The sequence below is a fragment of the Sphingomonas sp. HT-1 genome, from assembly GCF_048568905.1.
Lineage (GTDB): Bacteria > Pseudomonadota > Alphaproteobacteria > Sphingomonadales > Sphingomonadaceae > Sphingomonas.
The window spans coordinates 2,705,278-2,722,437 of sequence record NZ_CP183770.1 but is presented as its reverse complement, the minus strand read 5'-3'; the positions used below and the strand labels follow the sequence as shown (position 1 = coordinate 2,722,437).

Sequence of the window (17,160 nt, the reverse complement as noted above, 5' to 3'; positions counted from 1 at the left end):
TCCATGCGGGAAATCGTGTTTGACACCGAAACGACGGGACTCAGCTTCTCAGGCGGAGATCGCCTCGTCGAAATCGGCTGTGTCGAGCTGGTCAACCGGGTTGCCACCGGCAACCATTTCCACGCCTATATCAATCCGCAGCGGCCGATGCCGGTGGAGGCGTTCAACGTCCACGGCCTGTCCGAACGATTCCTCTCCGACAAGCCGGTGTTCGAGGATGTCGTCGAGGATCTGCTCGACTTCATCGGCGATTCGCCGATGGTCGCGCACAATGCGGGCTTCGATTTCAGCTTCCTCAACGGCGAGCTCGGCCGCTGCAGCCGGCCGCTTGTCGACCTGAGCCGCATGGTCGATACGCTGGTGCTCGCCCGCACCCGCCATCCCGGCGCCAAGCATACGCTCGATGCGCTGTGCAGCCGCTACGGCATCGATCTGAGCGCGCGTACGCTGCACGGCGCGCTGCTCGACGCGCAGCTGCTGGCGCAGGTCTATGTCGAGCTGACCGGCGGCCGCCAGATTACGCTGGGCCTGGCCGAGGAGGTGCCGGTGATGCCGGAAACCGTCGCAGAGGCGCCGACTCGGGTGCACGTCCGGCCGGCGCGGCGGTTCACCGCGAGTGCGATGGAACTTGAACGGCACGCAGCGTTTCTGAAGTCCCTGGACGAGCCGCTATGGGGTGTTCCCACAATCGACGCGGTTCCGGCGCAGCCCTAGGTCGCTCGTCCCTAATTGCGAAGTGGAGGTACATATGGATATCCGGATCTCGGGGCATCAGGTCGATACGGGCGCAGCGCTCAAGACGCAGGTGACGGATCGGGTCCAGGGTATCGCCGACAAGTATTTCTCCCGCGCCATTTCGTCGCAGATCACCTTCGGCAAGGGGCCGCATGACAACGGATTCACCTGTGACATCGTGATGCACGTGACGCAGGGGCTGGTGCTGAAGGCGACCAACAGCGGCATGGAAGCGCATGGCGCGTTTGATGGTGCAGCGGACCGGATCGACAAGCAATTGCGCCGCTATGTTCGCCGTCTGAAGGATCGCCGGCCGAACGAGGTGATCGCACTGGCTGAGGGCGGCGCGTACGACAATGGCTTCGACAATGCCGGCTACACGCTGTTCCAGGAACCGCACGCCGAGGAAGAGGTGGCCGATGCGCCCCTGGTGATCGCCGAGACGCGCGTCGACGTGCCGGATGCGACCGTATCGGACGCGGTGATGATGCTCGATCTGCGTCACACCAACGCGCTTCTGTTCCGCAACAGCGGCACCGGGGCTTATAATATGGTGTATCGCCGCGGTGACGGTACAATCGGCTGGGTTGAGCCCAACCGCGCACCGGCGTAAGGCGCCGGCTTGCCCGCGGGCAGCCGCTTCTTTGGAACGACAATGACTGATCTGAGCGATTTGCTCGTGCCGGAGGCGGTGCTCGCCGGCGTAACGGCGGGTAACAAGAAGGCGCTGTTCCAGCAGCTTGGCGCCACTGCGGCGATGGCGCATGGCGTCGACCCGCGGCTGGTGGCCGAGCGGCTGGCCGAACGCGAGCGGCTCGGCTCCACCGGCTTTGGCGCTGGCATCGCCATCCCCCATGCGCGGCTGGACGATCTGCCGCGTGTGTGCGGGGTGTTCGCGCGACTGGCACAGCCGGTCGATTTCGGGGCGGTCGACGATCTGCCGGTGGACCTGGTGTTTATGCTGCTTTCCCCCAGCAATGCCGGGAGCGAGCATCTGAAGGCCCTGGCATCGGTATCGCGCCGGCTGCGTGAGCGCCCGTTCGCCGAGAAGCTGCGCGGCGCCGGGTCGCCCGATGCGCTCTTCGCGCTGCTCACCGGGGTCGAGGCGCGTGACGCCGCTTGAGGCGGGGGCCGTGGCCCCCACCGGTGCGGAAGCGCATTACCGCGCGCTGGAATCGCTCTACGCCGCGGCACCCATCAATCAGCTTTTCCCGTCCGTCCTCGAGATCCCCGAAGCCGGTGTGGCGCGCATCCGGTTCGAGGTGGACGCGCGCTTCTTCCATGCCGCGGGAGCCGCGCATGGTACCAGCTATTTCAAGATGCTCGACGATGCCGCCTTCTATGCGGCGAACAGCCTGGTCACCGATCGGTTTCTGCTGACGACGGCATTCAACCTGCTGCTCACCAGGCCGCTGCCCGAAGGCCCGGTGATTGCCGAGGGGCGATGGGTGAGCGGTCAGCGGCGCGTGTTCGTGGCGGAGGCGCGGCTGATCGACGCGCGCGGCGAGGAAGCGGCGCGCGGCACTGGCACCTTCATGCGCTCCCGAATCCCGCTCGCCACCCTGCCCGGCTACCGCACCGCATGATGCCGCGCCTGACCAGCGCGACGCTGGTGAGCGCGCTGATACGCCGCGCCGATGCCGAAGGCGGGTCCGCGATGGTGCTGGCGAAGGGCGATGCGACCTCCGGCGCGATACTGCTCCTACTGCTCGAGCGCGGTACGCGCCCACGCTTCGTTGAACGCGGGATCGGGCCGGCGGGCTTGCCTGCGCTGCTGCCCTCGGGTCCCGGCGACCTAGCCGGAGAGGCAGAGGCGAGCGCTTACTGGCGAAGGCGGCGCGAGCGCGATCCTGATTTGTGGGTCGTCGAACTGGATATCGCAGGCGCCGAACGGTTCGCCGCTGAAACGATGAACCTTTCTTGACACTCCAGCGCCATCCCGCGAAAGGGTTCGACAACGTCAAATCGCGTTGTGCCGTTCGGGGTGTGAAGTCGATCGGTTACGCAGTCGGGGGGTAAGCCCGGCGGTCTCGTCTCCGTTGGAGCAATGGCTGTCCGCGCGCCAACCGCACATTACTGTAAAAAAATGAAGCTCTTGCCACGGGCTGCAACCTTTGCAGCTGTGACTTTTTGCGCTGGCGCACTGGCAAATGCCGCCACGCTCAACCTGAACCCGGCCGTGCCGCAGGACCTCCAGGGTCGCGCGATGGTACAACCGATCCCGGTTCAGAATCAGAACGCCTCCCCGTCCGTGCAGGTTCCCGCAGGCGATGCCGCGGTCGAGCAGCAGGCGGAGGCCACCGCCGATCCCAAGCCTGAATATGCCAGCCTGTCCGAAGCAGTGGATTCGCAGGAAGAAGCGGTCGCGCTCGAAGACGATCGCGAACTGCGCTGCCTGGCAACCGGCGTCTATTACGAAGCTCGCAGCGAGCCTCTCTCCGGCCAGCTCGCAGTCGCCGATGTGATCCTTAACCGCAGCACGTCGGGGCGCTTCCCTGGCTCGGTCTGCTCGGTAATCACCCAGCGTGGCCAGTTTTCCTTCGTTCGCGGTGGCAAGCTGCCCAAGGCGCCCGACAATGCCCAGTGGCGTCGTGCGATGGCCGTGGCGCAGGTTGCCCGTAAGAATCTGTGGGAGAGCCCGGCGGGCGACGCGCTGTATTTCCATGCGCGTTATGTCAGCCCTAATTTCGGCCGCGCGACCGTCGCGACCGTTGGGAACCACGTCTTCTATCGCTGACCCGCTACGGGTGGAGACAGCAGAAAAGCCGCCGAAGCGATTCGGCGGCTTTTCTATGTTCGCTTCTTGTTCTAAATTGCGACGATGTCCGCTGCCCTGCCCGCGCTCGTTCCCGCTGCCGATCTGACGACGGAAGCCGCACCACTGGTGGCTGCTGATGTCGTGCGCGGAGTTTGCCGCATGTTGCTGCGGCACGATTGCGTGGCGATCGCGGAAGTGCCGCTGGACGGCGGCAGGCGCGTCGATCTGATGGCGCTGGATTCGCGAGGCAATGTGGTGATCGTTGAGATCAAGGTGTCGCGGGCCGATCTGCTGGGCGACGGCAAATGGCACGAATATCTTGGCCATTGCGATCGATTCTTCTGGGCGGTGCCCAGCGGATTCGATCTCCGCCCTTTGGAACAACCCCATTTCCTGCCAGAACGCACCGGCCTGATCGTCGCCGATCGCTACGACGCTGCAGTGGCGCGCGAAGCGGCTACGGTGCCGTTGGCGGCGGCGATGCGGCGGAAGGCGACGCTTGCCTTCGCCCGGCGGGCCGGACGAAGGCTGTTGGGTATGCTTGATCCCGACGTTGCTGACGGGTTCTGAGAAGCGTCAGAGCTTCGGCCCCGCCGCGGTTGCAGCCCGCCCTACTTTCGGTGCATCCGCCAGCATTTTGGCGATGCTGGGATAGCGGGTTTCCCGCTTGGCATATTCACGGGCCGAAAGACCGCCGCCGAAATCGCTGCGATCGGGATCGGCGCCGGCATCCAGCAGCTTGCGGACTACTTCGCCGTCATGGGCAAGCACCGCCCGGATCAGCGGTGTCACCCCGGCATTGTTGGCGAGATTGACGTTGGCCTTCTTGGCCAGCAGCGCTTCGACGCCGGCCACCCAGCCGCGTTCGGCGGCGAAGATCAGCGGCGTGTTACCCTCGCGATCCTGGATGTTCACGTTCACGCCGGGCTGGTTGATCAGCACGCTGAGATAGGTGGGATCGCTGCGCTTCACGACGATGTGCAGCGCGGCCTCGCCCGTGCCGTACGGATCCTTCACGTTGACCATCGAGGTCGCCTTGTCGCGCAGGAACTCGTTGACCTTGGAGCCATCCTGCTTACGGATCGCGTCGAGGAACTGGATGCTTTCGCGAGGTTGGCCGGCGCCCTGGGCGAGTGCCGGAAGCGGCAGGAGCAGAAGAGCCGCCGCGGCGGCCTGAGCAAGGCGAACGTTCATTGCGTGATCAAAACCCTTGGTTACTGGCGGCGCTTGCCGGAACGGACCCTAACAGAAGATGGCGGGTGACACCATGAACAGCGTGTTTCAGAAGCTGCAACCTTTGGCGGCCGCGTTGGCGCTTGCGGCATGCGGCGCCGACAATACCGGCGAACCCCCGCTGGCGGGGGCGCGGATCGGCGGGCCGTTCACCCTCACCGATCAGAACGGCAAGCGCGTGCAGGATGCGGACTTTGCGGGCAAATATCGCATCGTCTACTTCGGCTACACCTATTGCCCGGACGTATGCCCCACGGATCTGGCGAAGATCGGTGCGGCCTTCCGCGCGCTGGAGAAGCAGGCGCCCCGCACGGCGGCGAAGATCGTGCCGCTGTTCATTTCGGTTGATCCCGAACGCGATACGCCTGCGCAGCTGAAGCAATATGTCGGTAATTTTCACCCGCGCCTCATCGGCCTGACCGGCACCCCGCAACAAGTCGCGCAGGTGGCGAAGGCCTACGCCATCGCCTATATGAAACAGCCTACGCCGTCCGGCTATCTGATGGGGCACAGCGAAGTCGCCTATCTGATGGGGCCCGATGGCAAGCCGATCACCAGCCTGCCGCTGGAAAAGGATCCCCCGGCGATCGTCGCCGAACTTGAGCATTGGGTGCGGTGACCGTTAAATTCTGGGAAGATTTGCCGCTGGAGGCGCTGGACCGCGCGCAATGGGAGGCATTGTGCGACGGCTGCGGAAAATGCTGCCTGCACAAGCTGGAGGACGAGGAGACGGGCGAATTGTTCGCTACGAACGTCGCCTGCCGGCTCCTCGACCGGAAGATGGGCCGGTGCAAGGATTACAAGCACCGCCGTGCCTATGTGCCCGAGTGCGTGCGGCTGACGACCCGCAACGTAGGCGACATCGAATGGCTGCCCACCACCTGCGCCTATCGGCTGCGGGCCAATGGCGAGAAGCTGCCGGACTGGCATTATCTCGTTTCCGGAGATCCGGAGGCGGTGCACCGGGCGGGTGAGTCGACGCGCGGCTGGACGATTTCCGAGGACGATGCGGGCGATCTCGAACATCACATGACCGATCGGCGGCTGTGACACCCGATGTCGAAGTCATCCGTCATCCCCGTGCGCGGCGGATGCGGCTCGCCATCGATCCGCGGGACGGCAAAATACGGCTGACGATACCGCCGCGAGCGTCGCTGGCCAAGGCGATGCAGTGGGTGCGCGAGCAGCAGGGCTGGATTGCAGCCCAGCGCGAGACGCTACCGGAGTGCCGGCCGTTCGTGCCCGGTGCGCGCATTCCGTTTGGCGACGGCGACCTTACCATCGTTTGGCCTGTGACAGGCGTTCGTGGCGTGCGGCAAGCGGGCGGGCAGTTGCTGTGCGGTGGAACCGCGGAGGGACTGGCACGCCGTGTCGAGCGCTGGCTGCGCGCGGAGGCGCTACGAACGCTGAGCGAGGAAACCGCTCAATATGCCGCGTTGGCGGGCGTTCGCGTGACCAAGGTGGCGATCGGCGACGCGCGGAGCCGCTGGGGCAGCTGCGCCTCTACCGGCGTGATCCGCTATAGCTGGCGACTGATCCTGGCGCCCAGCGCGGTGCGGCGAGCGACGGTGGCGCATGAAGTCGCACATCGCGTCCACATGAATCACGGCCCCGATTTCCATGCTCTGGTCGAGCAGTTGTACGGTGCCGATCCGACGCCGCATCGCCACTGGCTTCGCCGATACGGTGCAGGGCTGCACTGGATAGGCCGCGCGCAGACCTGACGCCTACGCGCCGCAGGCTGCTTCAATCGCCGTCGTTGGGCCGCTGGCGATCCTGCTGGACGGGCTGGCGCTGCTGGCCCGGCGCACGGCCGGTCATCCGCGCAATCCAGTCGCGGTCGAGCTTGTCCCCCTGCTGCTGGACCGGAGCCGGGCGGCCTCCCGGTTGTGTCGAGACAGGCCCGTCGACGGCGCCGTCCTCCTGCGGTTCCACCGGTACCTGCGGCGGCGGCGTGAGCGGATTGCCGTTCTCGTCCAGCATCATGCCGTTGTCGGGGGCACCATAGGCGTCCTCGTCGGGCTCAAGCATATTGTCCGGCGGCGTAAGCTCGGTCTCGAACTGCTCCACCGGGCGCTTGGCCACAGCCTGGACCATGAAGTCGTGGAAGGCACGCGCTGGTGCGCGGCCGCCCTGCAGGCCCGGCACCACCTTGGCATCGTCCCTGCCCATCCAAACGCCGGTGGTGAGCCCGCTGGAGAAGCCGATGAACCAGCCATCCTTGTTAGAGCTGGTCGTACCGGTCTTGCCGGCGACCGGGCGACCGATCTGCGCGGCGCGGCCGGTGCCGGTGGCGACGGCGGTCTGCATCAGATCGATCATCTGCGCCGCGACGTAACTGGCCACCAGCACATGGCTGGTATCCACCTCGTGCTGATAGATCACCTGGCCGTTGGCGGTCACCCGCGTGATGCCATAAGGCGTCACAGCGACGCCGTTGTTGCCCACCGAAGCGAACGCGCGCGTCATGTCGATCAGGCGCACGTTGGAAGTCCCGAGCACCATCGCCGGCTGCGTGTTGATCGGGGTGGTAATGCCGAACCGGCGCGCCATGTCCGCCACGGTGGTGAAGCCGACTTCCTGCCCAAGCTTGGCGGCGATCGTATTCACCGAATAGGCGAAGGCGGTGCGGATCGTGATCGGGCCGCTGTTGCGGCGAGAATCGTTGCGGGGTGTCCATCCGTCGATCGTGACCGGCTCGTCGACCACCACATCATCCGGCTTGTGCCCGGATTCCAGCGCGGCGAGATAGACGAACAGCTTGAACGAGGATCCCGGCTGACGCTGCGCCTGGGTGGCGCGGTTGTAGATCGAGGAGACATAGTCCTTCCCCCCCACCATCGCCCGCACCGCACCGTCTCGATCGATCGAGACCAGCGCACCCTGCGCGCCATCGGGCGCATTGGCGCGGATCGCTTCGTCGGCGCTGCGCTGCATGTTTAGATCGAGCGTCGTCCACACGTCGAGCGGCGCTTCGGTCTCGTCGATCAGCGTCTCCAGCTGTGGCAGCGCCCAGTCGGTGAAGTAGCGCACGCTGTTCTGCTTGGGTTCTGGCGCCAGTTGGACGCTGTGCGGATCGGTCGCATTGGCCTCCGCGGTGCTGATCTTGCCCGCATCGGCCATCACCTTCAGCACCACGGTCGCGCGATCCACCGCGGCTTCGGCATCGGCGGTGGGGGAGTAATGCGAGGGCGCTTTCACTAGGCCGGCGATGATCGCAGATTCGCCGAGCGACAGGTTGGTCGCAGGATGGCCGAAGAACTTCCGGCTCGCCGCGTCGATGCCATAGGCGCCGCCACCGAAATACACTTTGTTCAGGTACAGCTCGAGGATCTGCTGCTTGCTGAACTTGCGTTCCAACGCGAGCGCCAGGATCGCCTCGCGAATCTTGCGGGTAACGCTGTACTTGGTCGACAGGAAAATCGTACGCGCGACCTGCTGCGTGATCGTCGAGGCGCCTTGCAGACGGCGGCCTTCGTCGTGCAGCCGCTTGGCGACCCAGAACATGCGCGCAACGCCCACCGGATCGACGCCCCAGTGCGACTCGAACCGACGATCCTCGACGGCAATGATCGCATCCTTCATCTGCTGCGGGATCTGGTCGTACGGAATCCATTCGCCATAGCTCGGCCCGAGCGAAACGAGCACGGTGCCATCCACCGCATGCACGCGGATCATCTGGCCGTTCGGCGAAGACTTCATCTCGTCGAAGCTGGGCAGCGTCGACTTGGCGGAATAGACCGTGACCGCCAACGCGATGAACGCGAGCAATGCCACGCCCAGGCCGCCGATGAACGACCAGAGGAAGAACTTCTTCCAGAAGGAGCCCCGGCGCCACCAAGGCGCACCTGCGGTTTTCGATTTTGCGGCCATGTACGGCGTCGCCGATTACAGGGTGCGGGGCATTCTCACAAGGATCAGGCTGCCGACGCGCCCGCGGCGCGCGGTCGGAAGTCGAGACTTACCGAGTTCATGCAATAGCGCAGCCCGGTTGGTGGAGGTCCGTCGGGGAAAACATGGCCCAGATGGCCGTCGCAGCGGGCACAGCGCACCTCTACCCGGCGCATGCCGTGGCTCACATCGGCGTGTTCGGAGACATGCTCCGCCGCTGCGGGCTGGGTGAAGCTGGGCCACCCCGAGCCTGAATCATATTTATCGATGCTGTCGAACAGTTCGAGCTGGCAGCCGGCGCAGCGATAGACGCCGTCGGCCTTGTTGTCGTTGTAACGACCGGAAAAAGCGCGTTCCGTGCCAGCCTCGCGCAGCACGCTATATTGCTGCGGGGTCAAGCGCTTGCGCCATTCGGATTCGGGGAGGTTGAGGTGCTCCATAAGCCCAGGATGTGGGTCTCCCGGGCCTCTCCGTCAATCCGGGATCGTGCTGGATTGCGTCAGCGCCCCGCTGCTGCGCAGCTGCGCCTTCAGCACCTCCGGACGCGGGGCATAGAGGAAGCCGAAGCTCACCGTGCCCTTGCGCGTGTGCACCGCGTGATGCAGCCGATGTGCCTGGACGATGCGCTTCATGTAGCTCGATCGCGGAATGTAGCGATGGCGGACGCGCTTGTGGACGATCAGGTCGTGAAAGCCGAAATAGATCATGCCGTAGGCGGCGATGCCCGCGCCGATCCATGCCCAGCCGGTCCACCAGCCGAGATGCGCGCCGCCCAGTAGCAGCACGAACGATGGCACCGCAAAGATCGCGGCGTACAGGTCGTTCCATTCCCAATTGCCCGTGCGCGGCCGGTGATGGCTGGCATGCAGGAACCAGCCCGGCCCATGCATGATCCAGCGGTGTGCGGCATAGGCGAACAGCTCCATGCCGAGCACGGTGACGACGAACAGCGCGATTCCAGTTGGGAGGGACATGCAGCCTATCTAGGCGATCCTGGCGGCGCTTGCCATTGACTTTGCCCAAAGGGGAAATTCGTGTGTGTTCGGCGGGCGAACAGTACGCGCACAGGATCGACTTTCTGAAGCTAATTTGCAATAGCAATAACACCTAAAAGGGTGGATTCTGCGCGCGCGCTGTGCTTTAGGCGGGCGCGATCCCTCCCCGTTCCCTTGAAAAGGCGGACTGCTCTCATGAACATCCACGAATATCAGGCCAAGGAACTGCTCGCGAAGTTCGGCGTGCCCGTGCCGGCCGGCTTTGCCGCGATGAGCGTCGAGGAGGCCGTCGAAGCCTCGAAGAAGCTGCCTGGGCCGCTCTATGTCGTGAAGGCGCAGATCCATGCCGGCGGCCGCGGCAAGGGCAAGTTCAAGGAACTGCCGGCCGAAGCCAAGGGCGGCGTCCGCCTCGCCAAGACCGAGGACGAAGTCCGCCACGCCTCGACCGAGATGCTCGGCAACACGCTGGTGACGATCCAGACCGGCGCCGCCGGCAAGCAGGTCAACCGCCTGTACGTCACCGACGGCGTCGACATCGCCAAGGAATTCTACCTCGCGCTGCTGGTCGATCGCGCCACCGGCCGAGTCGCGTTCGTCGTTTCGACCGAAGGCGGCATGGACATCGAAACCGTCGCGCATGACACCCCGGAGAAGATCCACACCTTCGACGTCGATCCCGCGACCGGCTTCATGCCGCACCACGGCCGCGCCGTCGCCAAGGCACTCGGCCTCGAGGGCGATCTCGCCAAGCAGGCGCAGAGCCTCGCCGGCAAGGTATACAACGCCTTTCTCGGCACCGATGCCTCGCAGATCGAGATAAACCCGCTCGCCGTCACCGAAGACAACAAGCTGATGGTGCTCGACGCCAAGGTCGGCTTCGATTCGAACGCAATGTACCGTCACAAGGACCTGATGGAACTGCGCGACGAGACCGAAGAGGATCCGATGGAGCTCGAGGCGTCGAAGTACGACCTCGCCTATATCAAGCTCGACGGCGATATCGGCTGCATGGTCAACGGAGCCGGCCTGGCGATGGCCACGATGGACATCATCAAGCTCAACGGCATGTTCCCGGCCAACTTCCTCGACGTCGGCGGCGGCGCGAACAAGGAAAAGGTCACCGCGGCGTTCAAGATCATCCTGAGCGATCCGGCGGTGAAGGGCATCCTGGTCAACATCTTCGGCGGCATCATGCGCTGCGACATCATCGCAGAGGGCATCGTTGCAGCTGCCAAGGAAGTGAACCTCTCGGTGCCGCTGGTCGTCCGCCTCGAGGGCACCAACGTACAGCAGGGCAAGGACATCCTGGCCAATTCCGGCCTGCCGATCGTCGCCGCCAACGATCTGGGCGACGCTGCCCAGAAGATCGTGGCGGAGGTCAAGAACGCGGCGTGAGCGACGCGGCCGCCTCGACTGTGAAGACGGTCGAAGGCGGCTGCCGCTGCGGCCGCGTGCGGTTCCGGGTGACGGGCGATTCGCTCGTCACCATGGCCTGCCACTGCACCGGGTGCCAGCGCATGACTGCCAGCGCCTATTCGCTGAGCGGCCTCTACCCGGCGGAAAGCTTCGCCGTGATTGGAGGCGAACCGGTGCTTGGCGGCCTGCACGGCGCCACCCGGCATTTCCACTGCGACCATTGCAAAAGCTGGCTGTTCACCCGGCCCGAGGGCCTCGACGCCGTCGTCAACATCCGTACTACGATGCTCGACGCGCGAATGTCCGCCCCGCCCTTCCTTGAGACTTGGACCGAGGATGCGCTGCCCTGGGCCGCGACTGGCGCTTCGTACAGCTATCCAAAATTTCCGCCCCCGGAATCCTTCGGCACGCTGATGCAGGCGTACGCCGAATCGCTTGCGAGCGGTTGACGTTCGCGTAAACGTAACCCAATTGTCAGGGGGAGAGCCCCGGCAGACAGGAAGGATGCGATGAAGGTCCTGGTACCGGTCAAGCGTGTGCTTGACTATAACGTGAAGCCCCGCGTGAAAGCGGACGGGACGGGCGTCGATCTGGCGAACGTCAAGATGAGCATGAACCCCTTTGACGAGATCGCGATCGAGGAAGCGGTGCGGCTGAAGGAGAAGGGCGCGGCGACCGAGATCGTCGTCGTCACGATCGGCGTCGCCAAGGCGGAGACCGATGTGCTGCTCACCGCGCGCGCCATGGGTGCCGATCGCGGCATCCTGATCCAGACCGACGACGAGATCGAGCCGCTGGCGGTCGCCAAGCTGCTTGCCAAGGTCGCCGACGAGGAGCAGCCTGGGCTGATCATCCTCGGCAAGCAGGCGATCGACGACGATTCGAATCAGACCGGCCAGATGCTCGCCGCGCTGCTCGGCTGGGCGCAGGGCACCTTCGCCTCGAAGGTCGAGATCGCGGGTGACCGCGTGCACGTGACGCGCGAGATCGACGGCGGCCTCGAGACCGTCGACCTCAAGCTCCCGGCGATCGTCACCACCGATCTCCGCCTCAACGAGCCGCGCTACGCGACGCTGCCGAACATCATGAAGGCGAAGACCAAGCCGGTCGCGAAGAAGACCGTCGCCGACTATGGCGTCGACGTCACCCCGCGCCTCAAGACGCTCAAGGTCGTCGAGCCGGCCAAGCGCCAGGCGGGCATCAAGGTGGGTTCGGTCGACGAACTGGTCGAGAAGCTCAAGGGCATGGGAGTCGCGTGATGAAGACGCTGGTTTGGGTCGAACACGACAATCAGAGCGTCAAGGACGCGACGCTCTCCACCGTCACCGCGGCCGCCAAGCTGGGTGACGTGCACCTGCTCGTCGCCGGCAAGGGCGTCTCGGCCGTGGCAGAGGCAGCGGCGCAGATCGCCGGCGTGGGCAAGGTCCATGTCGCCGACGATGCGGCGTACGAGCATTTCCTCGCCGAGAATGTCGCGCCGCTGGTCGTCCAGCTGATGGATGCCCATGACGCGGTGCTCTTCCCGGCGACCACCACGGGCAAGAACGTGGCGCCGCGTGTCGCCGCCGCGCTCGACGTGATGCAGCTGTCGGACATCCTCTCGGTCGAGGGTCCGGACACCTTCACCCGGCCGATCTATGCCGGCAACGCGATCGCCACCGTGCAGACCAGCGACAAGAAGCTGGTGATTACCGTGCGCGGCACCGCCTTCGACAAGGCGGCGGCGACGGGCGGCAGCGGCACGGTGGAAGCCGTGGCGGCGGCGGGCGACACGGGTCTCTCGACCTTTGCCGGCTCGGAAATCGCCGCGTCGGAGCGTCCGGAGCTGACCAGCGCCAAGATCATCGTCTCGGGCGGTCGCGCGCTGGGCTCGTCGGAACAGTTCCACGCGCTGATCGATCCGCTGGCGGACAAGCTGGGTGCTGCGGTTGGCGCGAGTCGCGCGGCGGTGGACGCAGGCTATGCGCCCAACGACTATCAAGTCGGCCAGACCGGCAAGATCGTGGCACCCATGGTCTATGTCGCGGTCGGCATCTCGGGTGCGATCCAGCACCTCGCCGGCATGAAGGATTCGAAGACGATTGTCGCGATCAACAAGGACGAGGACGCCCCCATCTTCCAGGTGGCGGACATCGGCCTCGTCGGCGACCTGTTCACGCTGGTACCGGAGCTGACCGAGAAGCTCTGATCCAGGCGTGACGCTCGATTTCGAACGCGATGGGGCGGCGCACCTTGCCGGTGCGGCCGCCCCGTTTCTTTCCGCCCTCTATGCCTTGGCCGGCACGCTGCCGCCCGACCGCGCGGGCCTGCGGTTGCACGGCGCATCCGGGTTGGCGGCACTGCTGGAGAGCGACGCGCTCGGTGCGGCTGCCGCGGCACGGCTGGGTCCCACCGCTCGTCCCGTTCGCGCGATCCTCTTCGACAAGAGCGCCGCGACCAACTGGGCGCTCGGCTGGCACCAGGACCGCACAATCGCAGTGCGCGAGCGGGTGGAGGTCACCGGCTATGGTCCCTGGTCCATCAAGCAGGGGCTCCTCCATGTCGAGCCGCCTTTCGCGCTGATCGAAACCATGGTGACGCTGCGCATCCATCTCGATGCAGTTCCCGCAGACAATGCACCGCTGCTGATCGCCCCCGGTTCGCACCGGCTGGGGCGCGTGCCGGAAGCAGCGGTCGTCGCAGCCGTCGGCCGCTGTGGAACTGCGACGTGCCTCGCAGAGGCCGGCGACATCTGGATGTATAGCACCCCGATCCTCCACGCCTCTGCGGCAAGCAGCGTCGCGCGGCATCGCCGGGTGCTGCAGGTGGACTATGCGATGGAAGCGCTGCCCGGCGGCCTGGAATGGCTTGGAATCTGATCGAGAAGGCCCGCCGGCGAGGAGGTCGCCGGCGGGCCAGGCCTCGCCATAGGGGGGGACAGCGCGAGGCCCTCGGCAGCGTCAGGGCATCAAGACGCTGTCGATCACGTGAATTACGCCATTCGACTGATTCACGTCTGCCATGGTGATCTTGGCTTTGCCGCCCTTGGCATCCTCGATCCACCAGCCGCCATCGGGACCTTTCATGACCGTGATCGGCTCTCCCTGTACGGTGGTGAGCATGGCCTTGCCGCCATGGGCCTGGGCATTGGCAGCGATGTCCGCGGCGCTCATCTTGCCGGCGACGACGTGATAGGTGAGAATTTTGGTCAGCGTGGCTTTGTTCTCCGGCTTCACCAGCGTGTCCACCGTGCCGGCGGGCAGCTTGCCGAATGCCGCATTGGTGGGCGCGAAGACGGTGAACGGGCCGGGCCCGGAGAGCGTATCCACCAGGCCGGCGGCCTTGACTGCCGCGACGAGCGTCGTGTGATCCTTCGAGTTGACGGCATTTTCGACGATGTTCTTGGTCGGGTACATCGCGGCGCCCCCTACGATCGGTGCATTCTGAACGGCAGCGACGGCGCCGGTGGCGAGCAGGGCGAAACCGATCATCCCCGTTAGCGAGGCGAGACTGGACTTGCGCGTCATCTTCTAGCTTCCTCTTTCTACACACCCCTCTGGCGGAGGTGCACGGAAGCTACGGCGCGCATTGCGCCCCGGATGCAGCGGTTTCTAAAAAATTAGTATCTTTCCTGCCGCGACCGGCGGACCGCTGGGTCCGGCATGCGGCGCGCTGGCGGGTTCTTCCATCGTGATGGCAAGCGTCGCTCCTTCGGCGAGCAGCGCGCGATGGGCTGGCGCCACCGCAACGTCGCGCCCCCCGCGGTTCGCCACCAGTCCCAGCGATACCGGTTTGCCGCCAGCCGGGATAACCCAAAGCTCGGGCGCCAGCCTGGTGGCGGGCATCGCTTCGGTGCGGACGTGGAGCATGCCCTGCGCGCCGTCATAACGCGCCTGGAAAATGGCACCTTCGCTGCCGGTGATCTGCGCGACCACCGCTGGTTCCGGCGGCAGCAGGAGGATTACCAGCAGCGCCGCCGCTGCCGCGCTCGCGGCAACCGCCAGTGCGCGCCAGCGCCGGACGGCGAGGACAAGGCGGCGATCGTCCGCCCCCGGCAACCGCGCCGCGATCCGATCCCAAAGCCCGGGTGCGGGCCCCGCTTCGGCAACTTCCTGCGCCATCGGTGCGAAGTCCAGTGCCCAGCGCTCCACCGAGGCGGCAAAGGCAGGATCGGCAAGCTGCCGCCGGCGGGCAGCGGCGAGCTCGGCGCCGTCCAGCAGGCCCAGCGCGAGTTCGGCCGCGAGCACCACGTCTTCCTCTTCCGGCAGCAGCGGATCAGCCATCGCCGAGACATCCCCTGAGCTGGAGCAGCCCACGTCGGATCCAGCTTTTCATCGTTCCCAGCGGCACGGCCGCGGCCTGGGCCAGTTCGGGATAGGTGCGCCCGTTGAAAAAGGCGGCGCGGATCGCGCCTCGCTGCTTTTCCTCCAGCGCCTCGATGCAGGAAAAGATGCGCGCCTGCATCTCCACTGCTTGCAGCCGTGCTTCGGCCGAGTCGGCGCCGTCCGGCACGTCCATCGCTGCATCGATCGGCGCGGCCTCGCCTAAGCCGCGCGTTCGCCGCCAATCGACGGCGCTGTTGCGCGCGATCACGCACAGCCAGGTGATCGGGCTGGCGCGCGCCGCATCGAAGCGCCCGGCCCGATTCCAGATCTTCAGGAACACTTCCTGCATCACGTCCTCCGCCGCCTCGCGGTCCTGGCAGATACGCAGGCAGACGCCCATCAGCTTCGCCGCCGTCAGATCATAGACGGTTTTGAGCGCCGCGCGGTCGCCCTGCGCGACATCGGCCAGCGCCTGGACGAGCAGGGCGCGCGCACCCTCGCCGGCAGAAGGAGTGGGGGAAGCCACGAGCCAACGGTGTAACGACTAATCCGGCGCGGGCAAGCGCGGTTCGGCGCGGCGCTGGACGAAGCGCCCGTCGACCCGCTACGTCGTCACAGCGGGACGCAAGGGCAGGAGCAAGGGGTGCCGGCAAACTGGGTTCGATCGATGGCGCTGCCGCTGGTGGTGGTGGTTCTGGCGCTGCTGTGCTTTCGCGTTTTCCTGCCGTTCCTTGACGAGATCCTGTGGAGCATCGTCGGCACGATCCTGTTCCTGCCGGTCAAGCGCTGGTACCTCGCGCGGAACCCCGGCCAGGAAAATCGCGCCGCGCTCGTCGCCCTGGCCGCCATGTCGCTCACGCTGCTGTTGCCTATGGGCTTGCTGCTGGCAGTGGCAATCGATCAGGTCGCCGCGCTCTATCAGGGTCTTGCTTCCGGTAGGTTCAATCCGGCCTCGGCTTTGGAAAGCGCGGTCGCGCACCTTCCGGACAGCGTGCGCGGCTTGCTCGCCCGGGCCGGCCTGGGCGATTTCGAGGCGATCCAGTCGCGCGTGGTCGCGGGGCTGGGCCGCGGCATGCCCGCCTTCGCCAACCAGGCGCTGGCGTTCGGTGGCGGCGTGCTGAACGTTCTGCTGTCGCTGATCGTGATCCTCTATCTGGGCTTTTTCTTCCTGCGCGACGGCGAGAAGCTGGTGCGGCGAATGGCTGCACTGGCGCCGATCGATGCCGGCTATCAGGCAGTGATCGACGCCACGTTCGTCACCGTTGTGCGGGCCACCGTCAAGGGCGGCATCTTCGTGGCGCTTGCTCAAGGCGCGGTCGGCGGAGCGGTGCTGGCGCTGCTCGGGATCGAGAGTTGGCTGCTGCTGGGGTTGGTGATGGCGGTCGCGGCGTTGCTGCCGGCGGTAGGAACCGGGTTGGTCTGGCTGCCGGTCGCGCTGTACCTGCTGGCGACGGGCCAGGTGATCCAGGCGGTGATCCTGGTGTTGTGCGGGCTGTTCGTGATCGGCATGGTCGACAATATCCTGCGACCGATCCTGATCGGATCAGAAACCAAGATGCCCGATTTCATCGTGCTGCTTTCCACGCTCGGCGGCGTGGAAGCGTTCGGCTTCGACGGCTTGCTCGTCGGCCCGCTGGTCGCGGCGCTGGCGCAGGCGGTGTTCACTCGACTGCTCGATCGCCCCGAGGCAGCGGCGCCGCCCGCGCCTTGACGATGGTTGCAGGTGCTGCACGGACGGTTGCAGCGAAGGGGCGTTGACGCTGCACTGCAGCAAACCCATTTGCCCGGCGTGCACGCCCCCCTGTCCCACCCCGCTACCCGCTCGCCG

23 protein-coding genes are annotated in these 17,160 nt (G+C 65.8%); 16 read left to right on the top strand and 7 right to left on the bottom strand.

Annotation, left to right across the window (positions count from 1 at the left end; translation table 11 throughout):
• Positions 1 to 3 precede the first annotated feature (3 nt).
• The 7 genes from dnaQ to ACNFJ7_RS12620 all read left to right on the top strand — a co-directional run bounded on the left by dnaQ (position 4) and on the right by ACNFJ7_RS12620 (position 4,063).
• Positions 4 to 714, top strand: a complete 711-nt coding sequence (dnaQ, locus tag ACNFJ7_RS12650; protein ID WP_019369100.1) for a DNA polymerase III subunit epsilon — start codon at positions 4 to 6, stop codon at positions 712 to 714.
• Between the two features lie 34 nt (positions 715 to 748).
• Complete coding sequence (hpf, locus tag ACNFJ7_RS12645; protein ID WP_019369099.1) at positions 749 to 1,348, top strand: ribosome hibernation-promoting factor, HPF/YfiA family; 600 nt, start codon at positions 749 to 751, stop codon at positions 1,346 to 1,348.
• 42 nt (positions 1,349 to 1,390) lie between these two features.
• A complete protein-coding gene (locus ACNFJ7_RS12640; RefSeq protein ID WP_019369098.1) occupies positions 1,391 to 1,858 on the top strand; it encodes a PTS sugar transporter subunit IIA in 468 nt (155 codons plus the stop codon).
• Positions 1,809 to 2,321 carry a PaaI family thioesterase gene (locus ACNFJ7_RS12635; RefSeq protein WP_236704429.1) on the top strand — a complete coding sequence of 171 codons (513 nt, stop codon included), beginning with the start codon at positions 1,809 to 1,811 and terminating at the stop codon, positions 2,319 to 2,321. Before ACNFJ7_RS12640 ends, ACNFJ7_RS12635 begins: the two co-directional genes overlap by 50 nt.
• The gene (locus ACNFJ7_RS12630; protein ID WP_019369096.1) at positions 2,318 to 2,659 is read left to right on the top strand and encodes a DUF1491 family protein; all 342 of its coding nucleotides are present in this window, start codon (positions 2,318 to 2,320) and stop codon (positions 2,657 to 2,659) included. The genes ACNFJ7_RS12635 and ACNFJ7_RS12630 overlap by 4 nt, the downstream gene beginning before the upstream one ends.
• A 198-nt stretch (positions 2,660 to 2,857) precedes the next feature.
• Positions 2,858 to 3,472, top strand: coding sequence for a cell wall hydrolase (locus tag ACNFJ7_RS12625; RefSeq protein WP_019369095.1), 615 nt, complete (start codon positions 2,858 to 2,860; stop codon positions 3,470 to 3,472).
• An 84-nt stretch (positions 3,473 to 3,556) separates the two neighbouring features.
• Positions 3,557 to 4,063 carry an MmcB family DNA repair protein gene (locus tag ACNFJ7_RS12620; protein ID WP_019369094.1) on the top strand — a complete coding sequence of 169 codons (507 nt, stop codon included), beginning with the start codon at positions 3,557 to 3,559 and terminating at the stop codon, positions 4,061 to 4,063.
• A gap of 6 nt (positions 4,064 to 4,069) precedes the next feature.
• On the opposite strand, the gene ACNFJ7_RS12615 is transcribed toward ACNFJ7_RS12620, so the two are convergent.
• Complete coding sequence (locus tag ACNFJ7_RS12615) at positions 4,070 to 4,687, bottom strand: ankyrin repeat domain-containing protein (protein ID WP_019369093.1); 618 nt, start codon at positions 4,685 to 4,687, stop codon at positions 4,070 to 4,072.
• Positions 4,688 to 4,745: 58 nt separating this feature from the next.
• Here ACNFJ7_RS12615 and ACNFJ7_RS12610 point away from each other — a divergent pair, with 58 nt between their 5' ends.
• The 3 genes from ACNFJ7_RS12610 to ACNFJ7_RS12600 are packed head-to-tail and all read left to right on the top strand — an operon-like array spanning position 4,746 to position 6,450.
• Entirely contained in the window at positions 4,746 to 5,345 is a 600-nt protein-coding gene (locus tag ACNFJ7_RS12610; RefSeq protein ID WP_019369092.1) for an SCO family protein, read from the top strand.
• Positions 5,333 to 5,776 carry a YcgN family cysteine cluster protein gene (locus ACNFJ7_RS12605; protein ID WP_019369091.1) on the top strand — a complete coding sequence of 148 codons (444 nt, stop codon included), beginning with the start codon at positions 5,333 to 5,335 and terminating at the stop codon, positions 5,774 to 5,776. Before ACNFJ7_RS12610 ends, ACNFJ7_RS12605 begins: the two co-directional genes overlap by 13 nt.
• The gene (locus ACNFJ7_RS12600; protein ID WP_026009064.1) at positions 5,773 to 6,450 is read left to right on the top strand and encodes a M48 family metallopeptidase; all 678 of its coding nucleotides are present in this window, start codon (positions 5,773 to 5,775) and stop codon (positions 6,448 to 6,450) included. Before ACNFJ7_RS12605 ends, ACNFJ7_RS12600 begins: the two co-directional genes overlap by 4 nt.
• A 22-nt stretch (positions 6,451 to 6,472) precedes the next feature.
• Here ACNFJ7_RS12600 and ACNFJ7_RS12595 read toward each other — a convergent pair whose 3' ends face one another.
• Genes ACNFJ7_RS12595 through ACNFJ7_RS12585 form a run of 3 tightly spaced genes read right to left on the bottom strand, consistent with a single transcriptional unit; the run spans position 6,473 to position 9,591 of the window.
• Positions 6,473 to 8,599, bottom strand: a complete 2,127-nt coding sequence (locus ACNFJ7_RS12595; RefSeq protein ID WP_019369089.1) for a transglycosylase domain-containing protein — start codon at positions 8,597 to 8,599, stop codon at positions 6,473 to 6,475.
• A 44-nt stretch (positions 8,600 to 8,643) separates the two neighbouring features.
• On the bottom strand, positions 8,644 to 9,057 hold the full coding sequence (gene msrB, locus ACNFJ7_RS12590; protein WP_019369088.1) for a peptide-methionine (R)-S-oxide reductase MsrB: 414 nt from the start codon (positions 9,055 to 9,057) through the stop codon (positions 8,644 to 8,646).
• A 33-nt stretch (positions 9,058 to 9,090) separates the two neighbouring features.
• The gene (locus tag ACNFJ7_RS12585) at positions 9,091 to 9,591 is read right to left on the bottom strand and encodes a sterol desaturase family protein (protein ID WP_019369087.1); all 501 of its coding nucleotides are present in this window, start codon (positions 9,589 to 9,591) and stop codon (positions 9,091 to 9,093) included.
• Positions 9,592 to 9,807: 216 nt separating this feature from the next.
• On the opposite strand from ACNFJ7_RS12585, the gene sucC reads away from it, so the two are divergent.
• From sucC to ACNFJ7_RS12560, 5 genes are read left to right on the top strand one after another with little or no spacing between them, the layout of a single operon-like run.
• The gene (sucC, locus tag ACNFJ7_RS12580) at positions 9,808 to 11,007 is read left to right on the top strand and encodes an ADP-forming succinate--CoA ligase subunit beta (protein ID WP_019369086.1); all 1,200 of its coding nucleotides are present in this window, start codon (positions 9,808 to 9,810) and stop codon (positions 11,005 to 11,007) included.
• On the top strand, positions 11,004 to 11,477 hold the full coding sequence (locus ACNFJ7_RS12575) for a GFA family protein (RefSeq protein WP_019369085.1): 474 nt from the start codon (positions 11,004 to 11,006) through the stop codon (positions 11,475 to 11,477). Before sucC ends, ACNFJ7_RS12575 begins: the two co-directional genes overlap by 4 nt.
• 60 nt (positions 11,478 to 11,537) lie before the next feature.
• Complete coding sequence (locus tag ACNFJ7_RS12570) at positions 11,538 to 12,287, top strand: electron transfer flavoprotein subunit beta/FixA family protein (protein ID WP_019369084.1); 750 nt, start codon at positions 11,538 to 11,540, stop codon at positions 12,285 to 12,287.
• Positions 12,287 to 13,216, top strand: coding sequence for an electron transfer flavoprotein subunit alpha/FixB family protein (locus ACNFJ7_RS12565; RefSeq protein WP_019369083.1), 930 nt, complete (start codon positions 12,287 to 12,289; stop codon positions 13,214 to 13,216). The genes ACNFJ7_RS12570 and ACNFJ7_RS12565 overlap by 1 nt, the downstream gene beginning before the upstream one ends.
• A gap of 7 nt (positions 13,217 to 13,223) precedes the next feature.
• The gene (locus tag ACNFJ7_RS12560; RefSeq protein ID WP_019369082.1) at positions 13,224 to 13,886 is read left to right on the top strand and encodes a phytanoyl-CoA dioxygenase family protein; all 663 of its coding nucleotides are present in this window, start codon (positions 13,224 to 13,226) and stop codon (positions 13,884 to 13,886) included.
• Positions 13,887 to 13,967: 81 nt separating this feature from the next.
• Here ACNFJ7_RS12560 and ACNFJ7_RS12555 read toward each other — a convergent pair whose 3' ends face one another.
• From ACNFJ7_RS12555 to ACNFJ7_RS12545, 3 genes are all read right to left on the bottom strand, one after another.
• Positions 13,968 to 14,498, bottom strand: coding sequence for a fasciclin domain-containing protein (locus ACNFJ7_RS12555; protein WP_019369081.1), 531 nt, complete (start codon positions 14,496 to 14,498; stop codon positions 13,968 to 13,970).
• Between the two features lie 120 nt (positions 14,499 to 14,618).
• Complete coding sequence (locus tag ACNFJ7_RS12550) at positions 14,619 to 15,290, bottom strand: anti-sigma factor (RefSeq protein WP_019369080.1); 672 nt, start codon at positions 15,288 to 15,290, stop codon at positions 14,619 to 14,621.
• Positions 15,283 to 15,858, bottom strand: coding sequence for a sigma-70 family RNA polymerase sigma factor (locus tag ACNFJ7_RS12545; RefSeq protein WP_019369079.1), 576 nt, complete (start codon positions 15,856 to 15,858; stop codon positions 15,283 to 15,285). The genes ACNFJ7_RS12550 and ACNFJ7_RS12545 overlap by 8 nt, the downstream gene beginning before the upstream one ends.
• 117 nt (positions 15,859 to 15,975) lie before the next feature.
• Here ACNFJ7_RS12545 and ACNFJ7_RS12540 point away from each other — a divergent pair, with 117 nt between their 5' ends.
• Positions 15,976 to 17,043, top strand: coding sequence for an AI-2E family transporter (locus ACNFJ7_RS12540; RefSeq protein ID WP_236704430.1), 1,068 nt, complete (start codon positions 15,976 to 15,978; stop codon positions 17,041 to 17,043).
• Positions 17,044 to 17,160: the final 117 nt, after the last annotated feature.

Coding starts and splice junctions, on each gene's coding strand:
- ACNFJ7_RS12570 (WP_019369084.1), top strand. CDS start 11,538: ATGAAGGTCCTGGTACCGGTCAAGCGTGTGCTTGACTATAACGTGAAG.
- ACNFJ7_RS12550 (WP_019369080.1), bottom strand. CDS start 15,290: ATGGCTGATCCGCTGCTGCCGGAAGAGGAAGACGTGGTGCTCGCGGCC.
- sucC (WP_019369086.1), top strand. CDS start 9,808: ATGAACATCCACGAATATCAGGCCAAGGAACTGCTCGCGAAGTTCGGC.
- ACNFJ7_RS12565 (WP_019369083.1), top strand. CDS start 12,287: ATGAAGACGCTGGTTTGGGTCGAACACGACAATCAGAGCGTCAAGGAC.
- ACNFJ7_RS12630 (WP_019369096.1), top strand. CDS start 2,318: ATGATGCCGCGCCTGACCAGCGCGACGCTGGTGAGCGCGCTGATACGC.
- ACNFJ7_RS12615 (WP_019369093.1), bottom strand. CDS start 4,687: ATGAACGTTCGCCTTGCTCAGGCCGCCGCGGCGGCTCTTCTGCTCCTG.
- ACNFJ7_RS12555 (WP_019369081.1), bottom strand. CDS start 14,498: ATGATCGGTTTCGCCCTGCTCGCCACCGGCGCCGTCGCTGCCGTTCAG.
- ACNFJ7_RS12640 (WP_019369098.1), top strand. CDS start 1,391: ATGACTGATCTGAGCGATTTGCTCGTGCCGGAGGCGGTGCTCGCCGGC.
- msrB (WP_019369088.1), bottom strand. CDS start 9,057: ATGGAGCACCTCAACCTCCCCGAATCCGAATGGCGCAAGCGCTTGACC.
- ACNFJ7_RS12595 (WP_019369089.1), bottom strand. CDS start 8,599: ATGGCCGCAAAATCGAAAACCGCAGGTGCGCCTTGGTGGCGCCGGGGC.
- ACNFJ7_RS12585 (WP_019369087.1), bottom strand. CDS start 9,591: ATGTCCCTCCCAACTGGAATCGCGCTGTTCGTCGTCACCGTGCTCGGC.
- ACNFJ7_RS12610 (WP_019369092.1), top strand. CDS start 4,746: ATGGCGGGTGACACCATGAACAGCGTGTTTCAGAAGCTGCAACCTTTG.
- dnaQ (WP_019369100.1), top strand. CDS start 4: ATGCGGGAAATCGTGTTTGACACCGAAACGACGGGACTCAGCTTCTCA.
- hpf (WP_019369099.1), top strand. CDS start 749: ATGGATATCCGGATCTCGGGGCATCAGGTCGATACGGGCGCAGCGCTC.
- ACNFJ7_RS12635 (WP_236704429.1), top strand. CDS start 1,809: ATGCGCTCTTCGCGCTGCTCACCGGGGTCGAGGCGCGTGACGCCGCTT.
- ACNFJ7_RS12620 (WP_019369094.1), top strand. CDS start 3,557: ATGTCCGCTGCCCTGCCCGCGCTCGTTCCCGCTGCCGATCTGACGACG.